This window comes from Haloprofundus salinisoli (assembly GCF_020097815.1).
Taxonomy (GTDB): Archaea; Halobacteriota; Halobacteria; order Halobacteriales; family Haloferacaceae; genus Haloprofundus; species Haloprofundus salinisoli.
The window spans coordinates 701,328-718,722 of the sequence record NZ_CP083663.1; the positions used below are offsets into that span (position 1 = coordinate 701,328).

Sequence of the window (17,395 nt, forward strand, 5' to 3'; positions counted from 1 at the left end):
TTCACACGACTTCCGCGTTCCAGTACGACACCGACGAGAGTTTCTCTCCGAACTCGTTGTCGCGTATCGTCTCGTCTAACTCGCGGAGCTCTCCGGCGATGCCGTTGGGTATCTTCCGGTAGAGACCGTACGGGAGGATGAAGTCGTGCGACTCGGAGGCCAGTTCGAGTCCGGCACCCGAGAGCAGCCGTTCGACGTCCTCGCGCGAGTAGAGGTGCGACCCCATCGGCAAGAGCCAGTTGTAGACGACGCGCGTACTGAAGCTGTTGAACGTGTCGAAGAACACCTGCTCCTTCGAGACCCGACACATCTCCGCGAGGAACTTCGCGGGGGTGTCCGCGAGATGGAAGAATCGCATCGCCATCACGGCGTCGAAATGGTCGTCGGGAAACGGGAGTCGCGCGGCGTCGCCGCGGATGAACTCGATTCGGTCCGCGACGCCGGCGCTCCGCGCTTTCTGTCGACCCTGCGCCATCATCGCCGCCGAGATGTCGAGTCCGACGACGTTCGCGCCGCGTTCGGCGAGCATCACCGTGAACCGGCCGGTCCCGCACGCGATCTCGAGCACGTTCTTCCCTTCGACCGGTCCGAGCGCCGAGAGCACCGCCTGCTTCTCGCGGCGGTCGATGAGTCTCCCGCCCTTCGAGAATCGCTTCGAGTCGTACTCGCGGGCTACGTCGTCGGCCTGGTACCACTCCTGTCCTTTCACACTACCTCGGACTGCACGCCGAAACAACAAAACCGTACTGGATAGCTACCCGTCGGACGCCGCGACCAGCGGTTTATGGTAACACACAGCATAACGACGGTATGGCCACCTGTCGACATTGCCACGCCGAACACCCGCCGGAGGAATTGATTCGCCACGAACTCCCGGGGTTGACGCTGGTCCACTGCCCGGACTGCCAGTGCTTCATGGGTCGCTACCGACGGCACGGCGACGACCCCGCCACGGCCCGTTGGTAGCTCTCGGCCGGGTTCTCACCCGCTGGTGACGACGTGGTCGGCCGGAATGCGGACGATGACGCGCGGCCCCGACTCGTCGCCGTGGTGGGGGTACTCGTCGACGTCCATGTACTTCTTGGCGAGTTTGTCGATGTGGTCGACGGCTCCCTCCTCGGTGAGTGTCGCCTCGCCGCGGACCGAGATGTAGCGGTAGGGGTCGTCGGGGTCGAGAACGGAGACACCGACGTCCGCGTTCTTTCTGATGTTCTTCTCCTTCCGCCGGTCTCGGGCGGTGTTTATCAGGACGGCCTCTCGGTCGTCGTGGTCGACCCACACCGGGGTGACCTGCGGGGTGCCGTCCGGGAGGACGGTGGCGATGTGAGCGAACGACTCCTTCTCCAAGATGTCGACGTGCGACTTTGGAATCACGCAGAAACCATCGGTGTGCGCCGTCAAAACCCTTCTCAAAGGGGTGTCATTAATATTGATATTAGGAAATAATACTATCTGGATTCGTATGCCGCATATGTAGCCAAACTTTACCACTGACGGGGCGCAGAAGAGGGTATGAGCACCACCACCGCAGAGACCAGTCAACAGGACCGCCTCTCGGAGTCCGAGTTCCGCAATCGCCTCCGTGAACTCCCCCCGAGCGCGAAACTCGTCGCGAAAGTCCTCGAAGGCGACGCACCGCTCTCGCAGGGCCAACTCGCCGAGGAGTCGTTGCTTCCGGACCGGACCGTCCGCTACGCGCTGAACCGTCTCGAAAAGTCTGACCTCGTGGGTTCGCGTTACAGCTTCAAGGACGCCCGCAAGCAGGTGTACTTCCTCAACACGTAGCGACACGACGGCGCACCGAAGACAGTTCTCGACCGATGTGATACCGGAGAGCAACGCCCAGCGACCGCACTCGGCTCCGAGGGGTCCGTTCGCGGCGGCGTTCGCTCGTTCTCTCAGACGCTCGGCGTGGCAGTAGCTGACCTCTCTCGTGACCGGATGGTGGCGAAATTTAAGTAGTTCGTCGCACACTGGAGGGATATGGAGCTCTCGGTCGTCGTCCCGACGCTCAACAGCCGGGACCAACTCGCCGCCAGCCTCGACGCGTTGGCAGCGGCCGCACCGGACGCGGAGGTGGTCGTCGTCAACGGACCCTCCGCCGACGGGACGACCGGGATGGTTCGCGACCGCGACGACGTGGACGTTCTCGTCGAGGTGTCGGCGCGGACGCTGAACGTCGCCCGCAACGCGGGCATCGAAGTCGCCTCAGGCGACGCTATCGCCTTCGTCGGCCACGACCTGCTCGTCGAGGAGACGTGGCGCGACGCCGTCCTCGACGGGTTAGCCGACGCGGAGGCGGTCACCGGTCCCACCCACCGGACGCTCCGCGCCGGGATGACGACCGAGACGCCGGAACAGCGCCGAATCCACGACCGCGAGGTGACCTACTTCAGCGGCGGCAACGTCGCCTTCCGCGCCGAGACGCTGTCGAAACTGGACGGGTTCGACGAGTATCTCGAAACCGGGGGCGCACGGGACGCCGCCCACCGTCTGGCCGGGTTCGGAGGTTCCGTCTCCTGGCACCCGAAGGCGTGCGTCCGCCGCGAGTACGAAACCGAAGCCGACGGCGGCACCGACCGACGGGACTACTACTGGAAGTACCGCGCGCTGGCGTACCGACTGGTGAAGAACTACGGTCTCCGCCCGACCACCGTCCGACGGACCCTGTCGCACGCGAGCAGCGACGCCTACGCCGCCGCCCGCGACGTGGGCAGCGGCGAGGCCACCCCGACCAGATGGGTCGGCAACGGCCGAGACGTCGTCGTCGGTATCTCGATGGGCACCTCCGACGGACTCGTCGCCCGCGCCCGTGACCGGTCGGCCACCCGGAACCCCCACGGCGTCTCGAAGCGCGCCGACCGCGCCGTCGCGCGGTACGACTGGCGCTGAGCGCGCGTGAAGATTCCTCGCACTGCGCTCGGTCGTTCGCTACGGCGAGTCGTCACCCCAGTATTCTACACGATTGTACAATTTATATAATTATTTTACCTAAACCTTGAGCCAACACGCTTGTAATGCTGTGTTTGTAATGAGTAACACTGACAGATAGTATGAGCACTCAAACCAGCGACGGGTCGGGATTCGGTGAATACGATCGATTCGTCTACGTGACCGCAGCGCTGGCGGCGTTGAACGGACTCCTGTTCGGATTCGATACGGGCGTCATCTCCGGGGCGTTCCTCTACATCGAGCGCTCGTTCCAGATGACATCGCTGTTCGGCGTCCAACTCGGGACGGCGTGGGTCGAAGGACTGGTCGTGAGCGGCGCACTGGTCGGTGCCGTCGTCGGTGCCGCCGTCGGCGGTCGACTCGCCGACCGCATCGGCCGTCGCCGACTCATCCTCATCGGGGCCGTCGTCTTCTTCGTCGGGTCGCTGCTGATGGCCGTCGCGCCGACGGTGGAGATACTCGTCATCGGACGCATCATCGACGGCCTCGCCATCGGGTTCGCCTCGATGGTCGGCCCGCTGTACATCTCCGAGATCTCCCCGCCGAAGATTCGCGGGTCGCTCGTCTCGCTGAACCAGTTGGCGGTGACGAGCGGTATCCTCGTTTCGTACTTCGTCAACTACGCGTTCGCCGGTTCGGGCGCGTGGCGACTCATGCTCGGCGCGGGGATGATACCGGCCGTGGTGCTCGGCGTCGGCATGCTGTTCATGCCCGAGAGTCCCCGGTGGCTCATCGAACAAGGCAGAGAAGACGACGCCCGAGAGGTGTTGTCGAGGACGCGCGACCAAGCGACGGTCCGCGAGGAGATATCGGACATCAAAGAGACGGTGGCCGTCGAGTCCAACGACCTCCGCGAACTGTTCGAACCGTGGGTCCGCCCGATGCTCATCGTCGGCATCGGACTCGCGGCCTTCCAGCAAGTGACTGGCATCAACACGGTCATCTACTACGCGCCGACCATCCTCTCGTCGACCGGGTTCGGCGACTCGGCGTCCATCCTCGCGACCGTCGGCATCGGCGTCGTCAACGTCGTGATGACCGTCGTCGCGATTTCGATCATCGACAAAGTGGGCCGTCGACCGCTCCTCCTGGTCGGTCTCGGCGGCATGACGGTGACGCTCGTCGTGCTGGGCGCGGTGTTCTACCTTCCGGGACTCTCCGGCGTCCTCGGGTGGGTGGCCACCGCCAGTCTGATGCTGTACGTGGCGTTCTTCGCCATCGGCCTCGGGCCGGTGTTCTGGCTGCTCATCTCGGAGATCTACCCGCTGTCGGTTCGCGGCTCCGCGGCGGGCGTGGCGACGGTCGTCAACTGGGCGGCGAACCTCGCGGTCGCGCTCACGTTCCTGCGGATCGTCGAACTGATGGGACAGAGCGGGACGTTCTGGCTCTACGCGGCGCTGAGTCTCGTCGGGCTCGCGTTCTGTTACTTCCTCGTGCCGGAGACGAAAGGCCGCTCGCTGGAGGAGATAGAGGCCGACTTCCGCGAGAGCGCCGTCGGCGGCGACGCGGTGAACATGACCGGTGACGAGGCGCAGCCGCGCGACGACGACTGAGAGCGTCCGTTTTCCCGGTTCCTTTTTATCGCCCGCCGGGCGCGAGCGACGGCACCACGCGTGCGGGGTTCTTCGAGAACGCCCGGACCATCGCGTCTTCGGAGACGTCGAGCGTCAGCAGCTCCATGACGGCGACGTTCGGGTGGACCGTCGGCGCGCCGCTGCCGAACAGAATCCGGTCGGGGTGTTCGAGCAGGCCGCGTTCGAGCAACGAGCGGTATCTGACGGCGCTGGTGTCGAGGTAGAGCTGATCGCACTCGCCGAGGAGTTCGAGCGCCGTCTCCATCCGGTCGAAGTCGAGCGGGAAGCCGCCGAAACTCGTCAGCACGACGGGGAACGACCGCCGGAGGACCGTCTCGGCGACCGTCGACGGCGGGAACCCGGCGGACCCGTGGACGACGACGGGGAGGCCGACGTCGTCGAGCACGTCGAGGACGTTCTCGTCGGGGAGACCGTCCGCCGACGGGTCGAGGACGAACCCGTGAAACCGGTCGTCGTACGCGTACTGTTCGACGTCACCCGGCGAGGTGTGGTGGTCTCCGCGAGAGGCCGCGAGGTTTCGGAGTTTCGCGCCGGTCGTCGGCGACGGGTCGCGCGGGCCGTTGAGGCGAGCGAACGCCGAGAACGAACGGTCGACGCTGAGTCGGGCGACGGCGTTGTTCGCCCGGAGGTAGCTCTCGTCTCGCTCGCGGCGGCCGGGGGCGACGACGGCGTGGACGACGCCCGCCTGGTGCATCTCGCGTTCGAGTCGCTCCGGCGAGAGGTCCCGTCCGCGGGTCGCGACGTCGCTTTCGTCGGGGTCGAGACGCGCGTGGACGTCGACGACGCGAAACCCGTGTTCCAGTTCCAGCATCGTGCGTCCGGTTTTTCCACGGCGTTATGAGCGTTGCGAGCGACCGGCGGCGAAGTACTATGGTTGCCCGTGTGTTACACTGCATGACGACACGTGAGAACTCGCGGCGTGTGCGGTGTACAGCAGAGGCAGTCCGAGCCGAGTACGAACGATTCAGTAAGAATCGACTGTGAGAAACGACATTATGTCTCACGAAACGACTAACACTAAACCGACGAGCAAGCCCGTCTTACAGGACGGGGCCCGAGTACAGTACTTCTCCTACGATCCGACGAGCGACATGTGGGTGACCGTCGCCGTCGTGGAAGCGGTCGCGGCGGCGAAAGGTGTCGACATGAACGAACTTCCGCCGCTGTACGAAACCGGCATCGACCCGGACGCACTGGAGGAACTGTTCGACGGCGAGACCCCCTGGTCGTTCTCGTTCTCGTACGCCGGCAGGTCCATCCTCGTCGAGGGCGACGGCACCGTCCGCGTCGAGAGCTCGAACTGACGCGAGACCCGGTGACTTTCTGCGAGATACTCTCTGTCAGAGCGGCGTCTCTGCACCCGATTTCCGACCGAATCTACGAAAATTATATATAGAACTGCAAACCATGGACCGCTGAGGTTCATTCACCATGGCATCACGCATGCAGCAACCGATGTTTATCCTTGCAGAGGGCAGCGAGCGGACCCGCGGACAGGCCGCCCAGGACTCGAACATTCGAGCGGGCAAGGCCGTCGCCAACGCCGTCCGAACGACGCTCGGTCCTCGCGGGATGGACAAGATGCTCGTCGACTCCTCGGGTGAAGTCGTCATCACAAACGACGGCGCGACCATTCTCAACGAGATGGACATCGAACACCCCGCCGCGCAGATGATCGTCGAGGTATCGCAGACGCAGGAGGACGAAGTCGGTGACGGCACCACGACGGCCGCCGTGCTGACCGGTGAACTGCTCGCACAGGCCGAGGACCTCCTCGAAGCCGACCTCCACCCGACGGTCATCGTCGAGGGGTACCACGAGGCCGCCAGCCTCGCCCAGGAGGCCATCGACGCGCAGGTGCTCGACATCGACCTCGAAGACGACATCCTCGAACAGGTCGCCGAGTCCTCGATGACCGGGAAGGGCACCGGCGACGTCACCGCCGACGTGCTGGCGAAACAGGTCGTCAAAGCGGTCCGGCAGGTCGCCGACGGCGGGCGCATCGACCGCGACGGCAGTTCAGTGCCGTCACGTACTGTCGACCGCGACGACATCCACATCCACACGCAGACCGGCGCGAGCTCCAGCGCGACCGAACTCGTCGAGGGCGTCGTCATCGACAAAGAGCCCGTCAGCGAGAATATGCCCCGCAAGGTCGAGGACGCCACCGCCGTCGTCCTCGACATGAAGCTCGACGTCCGCAAGGCCGAGGCCGACACCGAGTACAACATCACGAACGTCGACCAACTCAACGCGGCCATCGAGGCCGAGGACACCGAACTCCGCGGGTACGCGAAGACGCTCGCCGACGCCGGCGTCGACGTGGTGTTCTGCACGAAATCCATCGACGACCGGGTCGCCGGCTACCTCGCCGACGCCGGAATCCTCGCGTTCAAGAGCGTCAAGAAGTCCGACGCCCGCGCACTCGCCCGCGCGACCGGCGCGAAGCGCCTCGGTTCGCTCTCGGACCTCGACGAGTCCGACTTCGGTCGCGTCGACAGCGTCAGCGTGAAGAAGTTCAGCGACGACGAACTCACCTTCATCGAGGGCGGCGAGGCGGCGAAGGCCGTCACGCTGTTTCTCCGCGGCGGCACCGAGCACGTCGTCGACGAGCTCGAACGCGCGATGAACGACGCCGTCGACGTGGTCATCGCCGCGCTCGACAACGGCGGCGTCGTCCCCGGCGCTGGCGCGACCGAAATCGCCATCGCCGACCACATCCGCTCGGAGTCCGCGGGCATCGAGGGCCGCAAACAGCTCGCGGTCACCGCCTTCGCCGACGCCGTCGACAGCCTCCCGCGCACGCTCGCGGAGAACACCGGCATGGACTCCATCGACGCGCTGGTCGACCTCCGCGCCGCCCACGAGAGAGACGGCCGCGCCGGCATCATCTCGACGGGCCGCAGTGGCGAAATCGGCGACCCCGTCGAAGCGGGCATCCTCGACCCCGCGGCGGTCAAGCGTGAAGCCATCGAGTCCGCCACCGAGGCCGCGACGATGATCGTCCGCATCGACGACGTCATCGCCGCCGAGTAAGGCGACCGACCGCGACTTTTTCGGGTCCGACGCGCACGCCCGCAAACGTATTTCTCGGAGACGGGCGTCTCTCACTCATGTCCGAAGAACCGGGCGAATCGCGCGAGCCGTGTATCGTGCGCGCCGCCGACGGCTGGACCGGAGAGAGCGACGACGGGAGTCGATGGAAGCGCCTCGGCCGACTGGCGGGCGGCGACCGTCTCGGCTGCACACTCGAAGAACTGCTCCCGGGTCACGACCCGCTCCCGTACCACTACCACACCGCTAACGAAGAGGCGCTGTACGTGCTCGACGGTCGTGGAGCGCTCAGAACGCCGGCGGGCGAGTTCGACGTCGGCGCGGGCGACTACGTCTCGTTTCCCGTCGGCGAGGCGGGCGCACACACCGTCGAAAACGCCTCCGACGTGCCGCTTCGGTATCTCGCCGTCTCCACGATGACCGAGCCGGACGTGGTCGTCTACCCCGACGAGGGGACGCTGTGCGTGAACGCGGGCGCAGCGCCCGGTCGCCCTCGCGGGGAGTTCACGTTGCGGCGGTCGTTCTCGTTGAGCGACGGCACGGACGTGTGACGGAATGGGTCGTCTCCGTCGAGCGATTGAGCCCTCCAGCGTCGTTGACACCGACGTCCGCTCTCTGGTTCACACTCGCGGCAGCGACCAGTCGCGCCTGAGCGCGACGAGCCGAACGACGAGGACGAACCCCGCACACGCGACGGCGGCGAAGTCAGCGGACGCACCGCCCGTCACGAGCGCCCAGAACGAGACGCCACCGAGAAGCGCGGGCGTGGCGTAGAAATCCTCGCGGAGCACCACCGGAACTCTGGTCAGCAGCAGGTCCGCGAGACTCCCGCCGCCGACGGCGGTCAGCGTTGCGAGGACGATCACACCGTACGGCGACAGTCCGGCCTCCGCGCCGACCAGTGCGCCGGTCGCGGCGAATGCGGCCAATCCGATGGCGTCGGGCACCTGTATCGCGGGGTGGTCGCGCAGTCGCCCCGAGACGAGAGCCGAGAGGAGGACCGCGAGACCGACGCCGACGAACGCGACGCTCATCTCGGCGACCGACTGGAGCGAGGCGGGCGTCCGGCCGACGAGCACGTCGCGCATCGTGCCGCCGCCGAGCGCCGTGAGGACGCCGAGAACGGCCACGCCGAAGAGGTCGAGGTCGGCGTCGGCGGCCTTCAGCGAGCCGACGACCGCGAAGGCGACGAGACCGACGAGGTTCATCACCGAGAACGCGTCAACCATCGAGTTCGACGCGAACGGAGTCACCGACGCCGACGCCGAACGCGTCGTCGCCGCGGCCGCGATTGACCGCCAGTTCGACGTTGCCGTGGCTGCCGACCGTCAGGAGGCGCTCGCCCGGGTCGACGGCGGCGAACGACGCTCCGACCGGGACGGATTCGCCGTTTACCGTCACGGCGTCGCGGCCGTCGAGGTGGTCGCCGGGGAGATTGGTGACGGCGTTGCCGAAGTCGTCGACGACGAGCACTTCACCCGTTGCGGCGTCCTCGTCGACCCCGGGGTCGGGAAATCGGAGGTCGGCGAACTCGTCGGTCGGGGAGACGGCGTCGAGCGATTCGACCGCGTCGACGCCGACCTCGTGGACCGCGGCGGCGGCGGGCGCGAACACGTCCCGGCCGTGAAACGTCGCGGAGTCGGGGTTCTCGTACGAATAGTCGAACACGTCGATTTCGGACGCACCCGTCTGTTCCTCGGCGAGTCGGCGCGCGGCGGGGAACAGTAGACCGTTGTCGGGACCGACGAGTGCGTGGTCGCCCGCGCGGACGACGAGGGCGGCGCGGTCGGTGCCGACGCCGGGGTCGACGACCGCGAGGTGAACCGCGGGCGGAAAGTACGGCAGTACCTCGCGGAGCCAGAACGCGGCGGTTCGCACGTCCTGTCGGGGGAAGTCGTGGCCGACGTCGACGAGTCGGGCGTCGGTTCGGTCGAGGATGACGCCCTTCATCGCGGCGGGGTAGGGGGTGCCGAAGTCGGAGGCGAGCGTAATCATCTCACGCGGGGTCGGTGTTGCCGTCGCCGTTGGCGTCGGAGTCGCTGACGCGCTGGATGCGCTCGATACCGTCGATCTCCTCGACGACTTCGACGACGGCCGGAGGGACGAGATGCTGCCAGTCCTCGTCTCGAATCATCCGCTCGCGGAGTTCCGTCCCCTCGAGCACCTCGCGTCTGAACATCGGCGACTGGCGCACTTCCACGCCTGCCTCGTCGAACAGTTGTACGACGAGCGGGTTGTTCGAGTACGCGACGTCGAAACTCGGCGACATGCTCTGGACGTGACTCACCCAGACGGAGTTTCGGTCGAGGTCCTCGATGGGGACGACGTAGGTCGTGAGGTCGAAGTCGGCCAGCGACTTCGTCAACATCATCACGCGCTCGCCCGCGGTGAACGGGTTGCGCGGACTGTGCGAGTCGCCCGCGCTCCCGATGCCGAGGACGAGTTCGTCGACTTCGGTCTCGATCTCTTCGACCATGTGGTGGTGGCCGTTGTGGTACGGCTGGAACCGTCCGATGTAGAACCCCCGCATGACCGAACAGTACCGTCGCAGTATTTATAAACACGGCGAGTCGCCCCAAACGCCAAAATCGGGCGCGAGAGGCCTATAAGCGAGTGGACTGGTTGGAACAGCGACGGATGCTCGGGGAGAAAGTATATCAGTCGAGCGACCCTCCGGACAGGTAGCGATATAGTTCTATGAGCAACGACATGGACAAAGACGACAGCCTCCCGGAACAGGGGGCAGACGAGTCCGCGCCGACGTCCGAGAAGGACGTCACCGACCCCGTCGACGACGGGACTGACGAGCGGACCATCGACGACCTCGGAAGCGACGTCGAGATATCGGCCGACATCGCCGACGACGTCGACGAGGACGACCTCCTCGGCGGCCTCCAAATCGACACCACCGAAGATATCGAGGTCCCCGACCGACTCGTCGATCAGGTCATCGGACAGGAGCACGCTCGCGACGTTATCCTGAAAGCGGCCAAGCAGCGTCGCCACGTCATGATGATCGGCTCTCCGGGCACTGGGAAGTCGATGTTGGCGAAGGCGATGAGCGAACTCCTCCCGAAGGAGGAACTTCAAGACGTTCTCGTCTACCACAACCCCGACGACGGCAACGAACCGAAGGTTCGGACCGTCCCCGCGGGGAAGGGCGAACAGATCGTCGAGGCCCACAAAGAGGAAGCCAGAAAGCGCAACCAGATGCGCTCGTTCCTCATGTGGATCATCATCGCGGTGGTCGTGGGCTACTCGCTCATCATCGCCCAGCAGGTACTTCTGGGCATTCTCGCGGCCGGTATCATCTTCCTCGCGTTCCGCTACGGTTCCCGCGGCAGCGACGCGATGATTCCGAACCTCCTCGTCAACAACGCTGACACGTCGACGGCCCCGTTCGAGGACTCCACCGGCGCTCACGCCGGCGCGCTGCTCGGCGACGTCCGCCACGACCCGTTCCAGTCCGGCGGGATGGAGACGCCGAGCCACGACCGCGTCGAAGCCGGTGCGATTCACAAGGCGAACAAAGGCGTGCTGTTCATCGACGAGATCAACACGCTCGACATCCGCAGCCAGCAGCACCTGATGACGGCGATTCAGGAGCGCGAGTTCTCCATCACCGGCCAGTCCGAGCGCTCCTCGGGCGCGATGGTCCAGACGGAGCCGGTTCCGACGGACTTCGTGATGGTCGCGGCGGGGAACCTCGACGCGATGGAGAACATGCACCCGGCGCTTCGCTCCCGTATCAAGGGGTACGGTTACGAGGTGTACATGGACGACACCATCGAGGACACGCCGGAGATGCGCCGCAAGTACGCGCGCTTCGTCGCCCAGGAGGTCGCCAAAGACGGCCGCCTTCCCAAGTTCAACGAGGAGGCCATCGAGGAGATTATCCTCGAAGCCCGCCGCCGCGCGGGCCGGAAGGGTCACCTCACCCTCGAACTGCGTAACCTCGGCGGCCTCGTCCGCGTCGCGGGCGACATGGGCCGCGCCGAGGACGCTCCGATGACCACCCGCGAACACGTGCTGCAGGCGAAGGGCCGCTCCCGCAGCATCGAGCAACAGCTCGCGGACGACTACATCAAGCGCCGCAAGGATTACGAGCTCTCGGTCAACGAAGGGTTCGTCCCCGGCCGCGTCAACGGCCTCGCCGTCATGGGAGAGGACTCCGGTATCGTCATGCCCGTGATGGCCGAGGTGACGCCCTCGCAGGGTCCCGGACAGGTCATCGCCACCGGGAAGCTCCAGGACATCGCCGAGGAGTCCGTCCAGAACGTCTCCGCCATCATCAAGAAGTACTCCGGCGAGAACATCGCCGAGAAGGACGTCCACATCCAGTTCGTCCAGTCGTACGAGGGCGTCAACGGCGACTCCGCGTCCATCACGGTCGCCACCGCCGTTATCAGCGCGCTCGAAGACGTCGGCATCGACCAGTCGCTGGCGATGACCGGGTCGCTCTCGGTCCGCGGCGACGTGCTGCCGGTCGGCGGCGTCACTCACAAGATCGAGGCCGCCGCGAAGGCGGGCATGAAGCGCGTCATCATCCCAAGAGCGAACATGCAGGACGTGATGATCGAAGAGGAGTACCAGGAGATGGTCGATATCATCCCCGTCAGCCACATCAGCGAAGTGCTCGACGTGGCGCTCGAGGGCGAACCCGAGAAGGACTCGCTCGTCGACCGCCTCAAGAGCATCACCGGCTCCGCGTTCGAGAAGCAGGGTACCCCGAGCCCCTCGAACCCCAGTCCGCAGTAGCGTAGATGGCCGACTGGTCGACGTTCGCGGGGTTCGCGGGCGTCGTCCTCGTTCTGTTACTTTTGTTGGCTCGCGCGTCGCAAGGAGTCGTGAGCGGCGGCGCTACGACGACACCCGCCGAGACGACCGATACAGTCGAATCGATCGACGCTCCCGAGACGGCAACCACCGTCGATGCGGGCGAGACGACCGTCGGCGAGACAGTCGTCGACGAGACGACCGTCGGCGAGAGCGCCGAGATCTCTGGCCTCGCCGGCACCGACTCGAACGGCACGACAGCGCCTTCAGCTCCCGAGCGACCGAACCGTCTCGAAGACGTGGAGTTTCCGGGACGGGTCAAGTACGGTCCCGCCCCCGAGCGTCGACCCGCCGGGGAGACTGCCCCGGTGAACGAGTCCGAAGGCGACGCCGGTACAGACCCGGTCGCGTCGTCGGCGGACCGCCTCGCCTCGGGAGATCTCTCGACGGGAGCGCTGCTGGCGAACGTCGCTCTCTCGCAGGGGTTGTTCGCCGGACTGCTACTCGCGGGAGCGTGGGTCGCGGAGATTCCGGCGTCGGCGTTCGGTGTCACCGCGGCGACGACGGACCTCACCGCGCTCGCTCTCGGCGTCGCGTTCGGGGTTGTCCTGTACGTCGTAAACGAGATCGCGGCGATAGTCGGCGAACGATTCGACCTGGGCGGCGTTCGAAAATCGCAAAGCGATTCTCGGGCCGACCGGAACGCGTCGCGTTCCGGTGACGCCGAGGCGCTTCGAGAGGCGCTGGCCCCCGACTCCGCCGGCGGGTGGGCGGTTCTGCTCCTGATCGTGCTTCCCATCATCGCCGGCTTCGAGGAGCTGCTGTTCCGCGGTGCGCTCGTCGGCGTTCTCTCCGCGGGCTTCGGAATCTCCCCGTGGCTTCTCGCCGCGCTCTCGTCGGTCGCGTTCGGACTCGGCCACGGCGCGCAGGGGCCGGTCGGCATCCTCGTCACTGGGGCTGTCGGATTCGTACTCGCGGCGGCGTTCGTCCTCACCGAGAGCCTGCTCGTCGTCGTGGTCGCGCACTACCTCGTGAACGCGCTGGAGTTCGTCGTCCACGAGGGGTTCGGCTGGGAGTGGACGGGTCGGGAACGAACGAGTTAGGGTGTCGGAGCCGAAAGCGCGGAGCGAATGGCTCCCTTGCAGTCGCTCCCGAGAAGCGTCCGCGTGCTCCTCGCGGTCGGCGTCGTCGCCGTCGCCGTCGCGGCGATGTACGGCACCGCGACCCGCAACCCGACGCTGTCGTCGTTGTGGACGCTCGTCTACGCGACGCTGTTTTTCGTCTGGGGAGTGCGACTGTGGGAGGGCCGCGGCGACGGGTCGACGCTGCGCGTCGTCGGCGCGGGGGCGCTGTTCGTCGCGGCGGTCGTCTGGACGCTGGAGTTCGTGGGGCTGTTCCGGAGTGGAGCCGTCGGCGGCGTCGTCGACGTGGTCACGCTCTTGGCCGTCGTTCTCGGTGTCGGGGCGTACCTCAAACTGGAGTCGCTCGGCCGGACGGAGTGAGAGACGACGCTACCCCTGTTCGACCCGCCGAAGCGCGGCGGCCACGTCCTCGGGCGTCGCCCCTCGTGCCTCGATCCGGTGGTCGGGAATCAGCAGCGGAACCGGGTTCGACCGCAACGCGTTCTCGACCAGTCGGATATCCTCTTCCTCGTCGGCGTCGAGTCCGGCCAACCGCGCCAACCGTTCGACGGAAATCGTCTCGCCGTAGGGGACGTTCCGGACCGCCTCCAGCACCCCCCGCCGGTCGGTCGGCACCGTCAGCGCGACGGGCGCGTCGTCGAAGTGGTCCTCTGCGCCGTCGAGATAGTCGAAGATGCGGTCTAGGAGGGGGTGGTCGGGCTCCGCGTCGTCGGGCACCGAGTCGAGAAACGAGACGTCGATGACGCGGCCACCGGCGACGCCGAGTTGGACGACGCCGTCGAGCGTCGGCGACTCGCGCGCGTAGATTCCTGCGTCTTCCATGCTCGACTCCTGTGCGGGCACGGTATTGAAAGGGGCGCTCGCCGTCCCACAGACGCAACTCTTATGAACAGATTAGTGCATTAGTGTACATCAATGAACGACACAGCAGAGGTCGCCCCGGCGGTACGCTCGATTCTCGCCGCCGCGCGCGACCGAGACGGCGGGGACGAACGACTGTCGGTCGACGCCCGGTCGTTGCCCCAGGCGTTCGACGCCGCCGAAGAGGGGGGGAAACTCCCCGTAATCGCCGAAGTAAAGCCGACCAGTCCCACCACCGAGGGAACGCGCGACGACGACCCGGTCGAACTCGCACGGCAGATGGTCGACGGCGGCGCGGCGGCGCTATCGGTGCTGACCGAACCCGAGCACTTCGGCGGGTCGACCGAGAACCTGCGGCGGATTCGTGAGGCCGTCGACGTGCCCGTGCTCCGGAAGGATTTCGTCGTCCGCGAGGACCAGTTGGACGTGGTGGAAGCCGACGCGGTGCTGCTCATCGCGCGGTTCGTCGACGACCTCTCGGGACTGCTCGACGCGGCCGAATCACGCGGCTTTCAGGCGCTCGTCGAAGTTCACGACGGCGAGGAACTGGCCGAAGCTATCGACGCAGGAGCCTCCATCGTCGGCGTCAACAACCGCGACCTGGCGAAACTGGAGGTCGACCTCTCGACGTTCGAGTCCGTCGCGCCCGCGGTGCCAGAGGGCGTGACGCTCGTCGCCGAGAGCGGGGTGACGACGCCCGACGACGCCCGGCGGATGCGCGCGGCGGGCGCGGACGCCCTGCTCGTCGGCTCCGCGATTATGGACGCCGGTAAGTCCAGGGACTCACCGAACGCGCAGAACGCTGACGGTTCTGCGCACGGAGACGTGCGAACGAACACCGAGACATTCGTCACTGCGGAGACCAACGAGCACCCATGAGCACGAGCGACGGGAAGTTCGGCCCCTACGGCGGACAGTACGTCCCCGAGGCGCTGATGCCTGCCATCGAGGAACTGGAGGACGCCTACGAGCGGTACGTCCTGAACAACGAGAACGGCTTCATGGACGAGTTCCGCCGGCGACTGCGGGACTTCGGCGGCCGGCCGACGCCGACGCAGTACGCCGAGCGCCTCTCCGAGCGCTACGGCCGCGACGTGTACATGAAGCGCGAGGACCTCGTTCACGGCGGCGCGCACAAACTGAACAACGCGCTCGGGCAGGTTCTCCTCGCGCAGTACATGGGCAAAGATCGCATCATCGCCGAGACCGGCGCGGGTCAACACGGCACCGCGACGGCGATGGCCTGCGCGCATCTCGACTTCGACTGCGAGGTGTACATGGGCGAGCGCGACATCAACCGCCAGCGCCCGAACGTCTTCCGGATGAAGATAAACGGCGCGGACGTCAACCCGGTCACCGTCGGCCGCGGCACGCTCAAAGAGGCCATCTCGGAGACGATGCGCGACTGGGCGACGAACGTCGAGGACACCCACTACGTCATCGGCTCCGTCGTCGGGCCGCACCCGTTCCCGGCGATGGTCCGCGACTTTCAAGCAGTGATCTCCGAGGAGGCCCGCGAACAGATGCGAGAGCGGGCCGGAACGCTCCCCGACTCGGTGCTCGCCTGCGCGGGCGGCGGGTCGAACACGATGGGCGCGTTCGCGAACTTCGTCGGCGACGAGGGGGTCGACTTGTACGCCGTCGAGGCCGGCGGGTCGTCGCTGTCGGTCGACGAGGAGAAAGGCGTCGCGCCGAACTCCGCCTCGCTGTCGACCGGCGGCGAGGGCGTGCTCCACGGCGCGCGCACCAAACTGCTGCAGGACCGCGACGGCCAGATTATGGAGTCGCACAGCGTCTCCTCGGGACTCGATTACGCGGGTGTCGGTCCCGAACTCGCCCATCTGGTCGACGAAGAACGCGTGGCGCCGGTGAACGTCGACGACGACGCGGCGCTGGAGGCGTTCCACCGTCTCTCGCGGATGGAGGGGGTCATCCCGGCGCTGGAGACGGCGCACGCGTTCGCCTACCTCGAAAAGGATTACAGGAACCTCGGCGAAACAGTCCTCGTGAACGTCTCCGGTCGGGGCGACAAGGATCTGGAGTCCGTCATCGAGGAGACCGAGAAGCGCGGCATCGAGAACGCGCCGGACATGTCGATGTTCTCAGGGGGGCTCCGATGAGCCGAATCCCCGAAGCGTTCGCCGACGTTCGCGGCGGTAAAGCCGCCGCGAGCCAACCCGAAGCAGACGCTTCTGGTGACGGCCCCGCGTTCATCCCGTATCTCGCGGTCGGCGACCCCGACTACGACTCTTCCATCGAGTACGTCGAGGCGCTCGAACGCGGCGGCGCGGACATCATCGAACTCGGCCTCCCCTTCTCGGAACCGGTCGCGGAGGGACCGACGATTCAGAACGCGGTGGTGCGGGCGCTCGAAGGCGGCATGACGCCGACGCGCTTCTTCGAGTTCGTCGAAGAGCTCGACGTCGACGTGCCGCTCGTCTGCATGACGTACTACAATCTCATCTACCGGTACGGGGGCAGCGACGCCGACCGGCCGCGAGCGTTCGTCGAGAAAGCCGCCGAAGTCGGCCTCGACGGCTTCGTCGTCCCCGACCTCCCCGCCGAGGAGGCCGACCCGCTCCGCGAGGCGTGCGACGAGTTCGACCTCGATCTCGTCTTCATCGTCGCGCCGACGACGGAGGGCGAACGCTTGGAGCGAATCATGGAACAGGTCTCGGGCTACGTCTACGTCCAGGCGCGTCTCGGCGTCACCGGGGCGCGAAGCGACGTATCGACGCAGACCGACGAGAGCCTCGGCCGACTCAGCGAGTGGAACGTCCCGAAGGCCGTCGGGTTCGGTATCAAGACCGGCGAGCACGCCGAGCAGATCGTCGCCGGCGGTGCAGACGGCATCATCGTTGGCAGCGCGCTCGTCGAGATAGTCGCTGAGGGCCACGAGAACGGCGATTCGGCCGAAACGGTCGCCGACCGACTCGAACGGAAGGCTCGAGAACTGAGCGAAGGGGCCGAGCGCGGATTCGCGCAACGCACACCGCATCCGGAACGCACATAACC

The 17,395-nt window shown here is 66.3% G+C and carries 20 protein-coding genes; 13 read left to right on the forward strand and 7 right to left on the reverse strand.

The annotated features are described in order from the left end of the window. Window position 1 precedes the first annotated feature (1 nt). The gene (locus tag LAQ73_RS03750) at window positions 2–709 is read right to left on the reverse strand and encodes a class I SAM-dependent methyltransferase (RefSeq protein WP_224269913.1); all 708 of its coding nucleotides are present in this window, start codon (window positions 707–709) and stop codon (window positions 2–4) included. A 101-nt stretch (window positions 710–810) separates the two neighbouring features. Here LAQ73_RS03750 and LAQ73_RS03755 point away from each other — a divergent pair, with 101 nt between their 5' ends. Next, complete coding sequence (locus tag LAQ73_RS03755; RefSeq protein ID WP_224269914.1) at window positions 811–966, forward strand: hypothetical protein; 156 nt, start codon at window positions 811–813, stop codon at window positions 964–966. A 15-nt stretch (window positions 967–981) separates the two neighbouring features. Here LAQ73_RS03755 and LAQ73_RS03760 read toward each other — a convergent pair whose 3' ends face one another. Beyond that, window positions 982–1,374 carry a PPOX class F420-dependent oxidoreductase gene (locus LAQ73_RS03760; RefSeq protein ID WP_224269915.1) on the reverse strand — a complete coding sequence of 131 codons (393 nt, stop codon included), beginning with the start codon at window positions 1,372–1,374 and terminating at the stop codon, window positions 982–984. Between the two features lie 138 nt (window positions 1,375–1,512). Between LAQ73_RS03760 and LAQ73_RS03765 the strand changes: the two genes are divergently transcribed. The 3 genes from LAQ73_RS03765 to LAQ73_RS03775 all read left to right on the forward strand — a co-directional run bounded on the left by LAQ73_RS03765 (window position 1,513) and on the right by LAQ73_RS03775 (window position 4,505). Further along, complete coding sequence (locus tag LAQ73_RS03765) at window positions 1,513–1,785, forward strand: MarR family transcriptional regulator (protein ID WP_224269916.1); 273 nt, start codon at window positions 1,513–1,515, stop codon at window positions 1,783–1,785. Between the two features lie 198 nt (window positions 1,786–1,983). Continuing rightward, complete coding sequence (locus LAQ73_RS03770) at window positions 1,984–2,892, forward strand: glycosyltransferase family 2 protein (RefSeq protein WP_224269917.1); 909 nt, start codon at window positions 1,984–1,986, stop codon at window positions 2,890–2,892. A gap of 161 nt (window positions 2,893–3,053) precedes the next feature. Continuing rightward, window positions 3,054–4,505 carry a sugar porter family MFS transporter gene (locus LAQ73_RS03775; RefSeq protein WP_224269918.1) on the forward strand — a complete coding sequence of 484 codons (1,452 nt, stop codon included), beginning with the start codon at window positions 3,054–3,056 and terminating at the stop codon, window positions 4,503–4,505. Window positions 4,506–4,530: 25 nt separating this feature from the next. Here LAQ73_RS03775 and LAQ73_RS03780 read toward each other — a convergent pair whose 3' ends face one another. Next, window positions 4,531–5,358: an amidohydrolase family protein gene (locus LAQ73_RS03780; RefSeq protein ID WP_224269919.1), complete on the reverse strand. Its 828-nt coding sequence runs from the start codon at window positions 5,356–5,358 to the stop codon at window positions 4,531–4,533. Window positions 5,359–5,542: 184 nt separating this feature from the next. Between LAQ73_RS03780 and LAQ73_RS03785 the strand changes: the two genes are divergently transcribed. From LAQ73_RS03785 to LAQ73_RS03795, 3 genes are all read left to right on the forward strand, one after another. Continuing rightward, window positions 5,543–5,851 (forward strand): HalOD1 output domain-containing protein, encoded by a 309-nt coding sequence (locus tag LAQ73_RS03785; RefSeq protein WP_224269920.1) that lies wholly within the window; start codon window positions 5,543–5,545, stop codon window positions 5,849–5,851. Window positions 5,852–5,990: 139 nt separating this feature from the next. Next, window positions 5,991–7,583 (forward strand): thermosome subunit alpha, encoded by a 1,593-nt coding sequence (thsA, locus tag LAQ73_RS03790; RefSeq protein WP_224270712.1) that lies wholly within the window; start codon window positions 5,991–5,993, stop codon window positions 7,581–7,583. Window positions 7,584–7,660: 77 nt separating this feature from the next. After that, window positions 7,661–8,152: a cupin domain-containing protein gene (locus LAQ73_RS03795; protein WP_224269921.1), complete on the forward strand. Its 492-nt coding sequence runs from the start codon at window positions 7,661–7,663 to the stop codon at window positions 8,150–8,152. A gap of 69 nt (window positions 8,153–8,221) precedes the next feature. Here LAQ73_RS03795 and LAQ73_RS03800 read toward each other — a convergent pair whose 3' ends face one another. The 3 genes from LAQ73_RS03800 to LAQ73_RS03810 are packed head-to-tail and all read right to left on the reverse strand — an operon-like array spanning window position 8,222 to window position 10,131. Next, window positions 8,222–8,830 carry a trimeric intracellular cation channel family protein gene (locus LAQ73_RS03800; protein ID WP_224269922.1) on the reverse strand — a complete coding sequence of 203 codons (609 nt, stop codon included), beginning with the start codon at window positions 8,828–8,830 and terminating at the stop codon, window positions 8,222–8,224. After that, window positions 8,823–9,596, reverse strand: a complete 774-nt coding sequence (locus tag LAQ73_RS03805; RefSeq protein ID WP_224269923.1) for an SAM hydrolase/SAM-dependent halogenase family protein — start codon at window positions 9,594–9,596, stop codon at window positions 8,823–8,825. Before LAQ73_RS03805 ends, LAQ73_RS03800 begins: the two co-directional genes overlap by 8 nt. 1 nt (window position 9,597) lies before the next feature. Continuing rightward, window positions 9,598–10,131, reverse strand: a complete 534-nt coding sequence (locus LAQ73_RS03810; protein ID WP_224269924.1) for a nicotinamide-nucleotide adenylyltransferase — start codon at window positions 10,129–10,131, stop codon at window positions 9,598–9,600. A 167-nt stretch (window positions 10,132–10,298) separates the two neighbouring features. On the opposite strand from LAQ73_RS03810, the gene lonB reads away from it, so the two are divergent. Genes lonB through LAQ73_RS03825 form a run of 3 tightly spaced genes read left to right on the forward strand, consistent with a single transcriptional unit; the run spans window position 10,299 to window position 13,879 of the window. Beyond that, window positions 10,299–12,359, forward strand: coding sequence for an ATP-dependent protease LonB (gene lonB / locus LAQ73_RS03815; protein ID WP_224269925.1), 2,061 nt, complete (start codon window positions 10,299–10,301; stop codon window positions 12,357–12,359). Window positions 12,360–12,364: 5 nt separating this feature from the next. Then, on the forward strand, window positions 12,365–13,480 hold the full coding sequence (locus LAQ73_RS03820; RefSeq protein ID WP_224269926.1) for a CPBP family intramembrane glutamic endopeptidase: 1,116 nt from the start codon (window positions 12,365–12,367) through the stop codon (window positions 13,478–13,480). A 27-nt stretch (window positions 13,481–13,507) separates the two neighbouring features. Beyond that, window positions 13,508–13,879: a hypothetical protein gene (locus LAQ73_RS03825; protein ID WP_224269927.1), complete on the forward strand. Its 372-nt coding sequence runs from the start codon at window positions 13,508–13,510 to the stop codon at window positions 13,877–13,879. 9 nt (window positions 13,880–13,888) lie between these two features. On the opposite strand, the gene LAQ73_RS03830 is transcribed toward LAQ73_RS03825, so the two are convergent. Beyond that, window positions 13,889–14,341 (reverse strand): MGMT family protein, encoded by a 453-nt coding sequence (locus LAQ73_RS03830; RefSeq protein WP_224269928.1) that lies wholly within the window; start codon window positions 14,339–14,341, stop codon window positions 13,889–13,891. A gap of 93 nt (window positions 14,342–14,434) precedes the next feature. On the opposite strand from LAQ73_RS03830, the gene trpC reads away from it, so the two are divergent. From trpC to trpA, 3 genes are read left to right on the forward strand one after another with little or no spacing between them, the layout of a single operon-like run. Beyond that, a complete protein-coding gene (trpC, locus tag LAQ73_RS03835) occupies window positions 14,435–15,259 on the forward strand; it encodes an indole-3-glycerol phosphate synthase (RefSeq protein ID WP_224269929.1) in 825 nt (274 codons plus the stop codon). Beyond that, on the forward strand, window positions 15,256–16,500 hold the full coding sequence (trpB, locus tag LAQ73_RS03840) for a tryptophan synthase subunit beta (protein ID WP_224269930.1): 1,245 nt from the start codon (window positions 15,256–15,258) through the stop codon (window positions 16,498–16,500). Before trpC ends, trpB begins: the two co-directional genes overlap by 4 nt. Next, window positions 16,497–17,393, forward strand: coding sequence for a tryptophan synthase subunit alpha (trpA, locus tag LAQ73_RS03845; RefSeq protein ID WP_224269931.1), 897 nt, complete (start codon window positions 16,497–16,499; stop codon window positions 17,391–17,393). Before trpB ends, trpA begins: the two co-directional genes overlap by 4 nt. The last annotated feature ends 2 nt before the right edge of the window (window positions 17,394–17,395 follow it).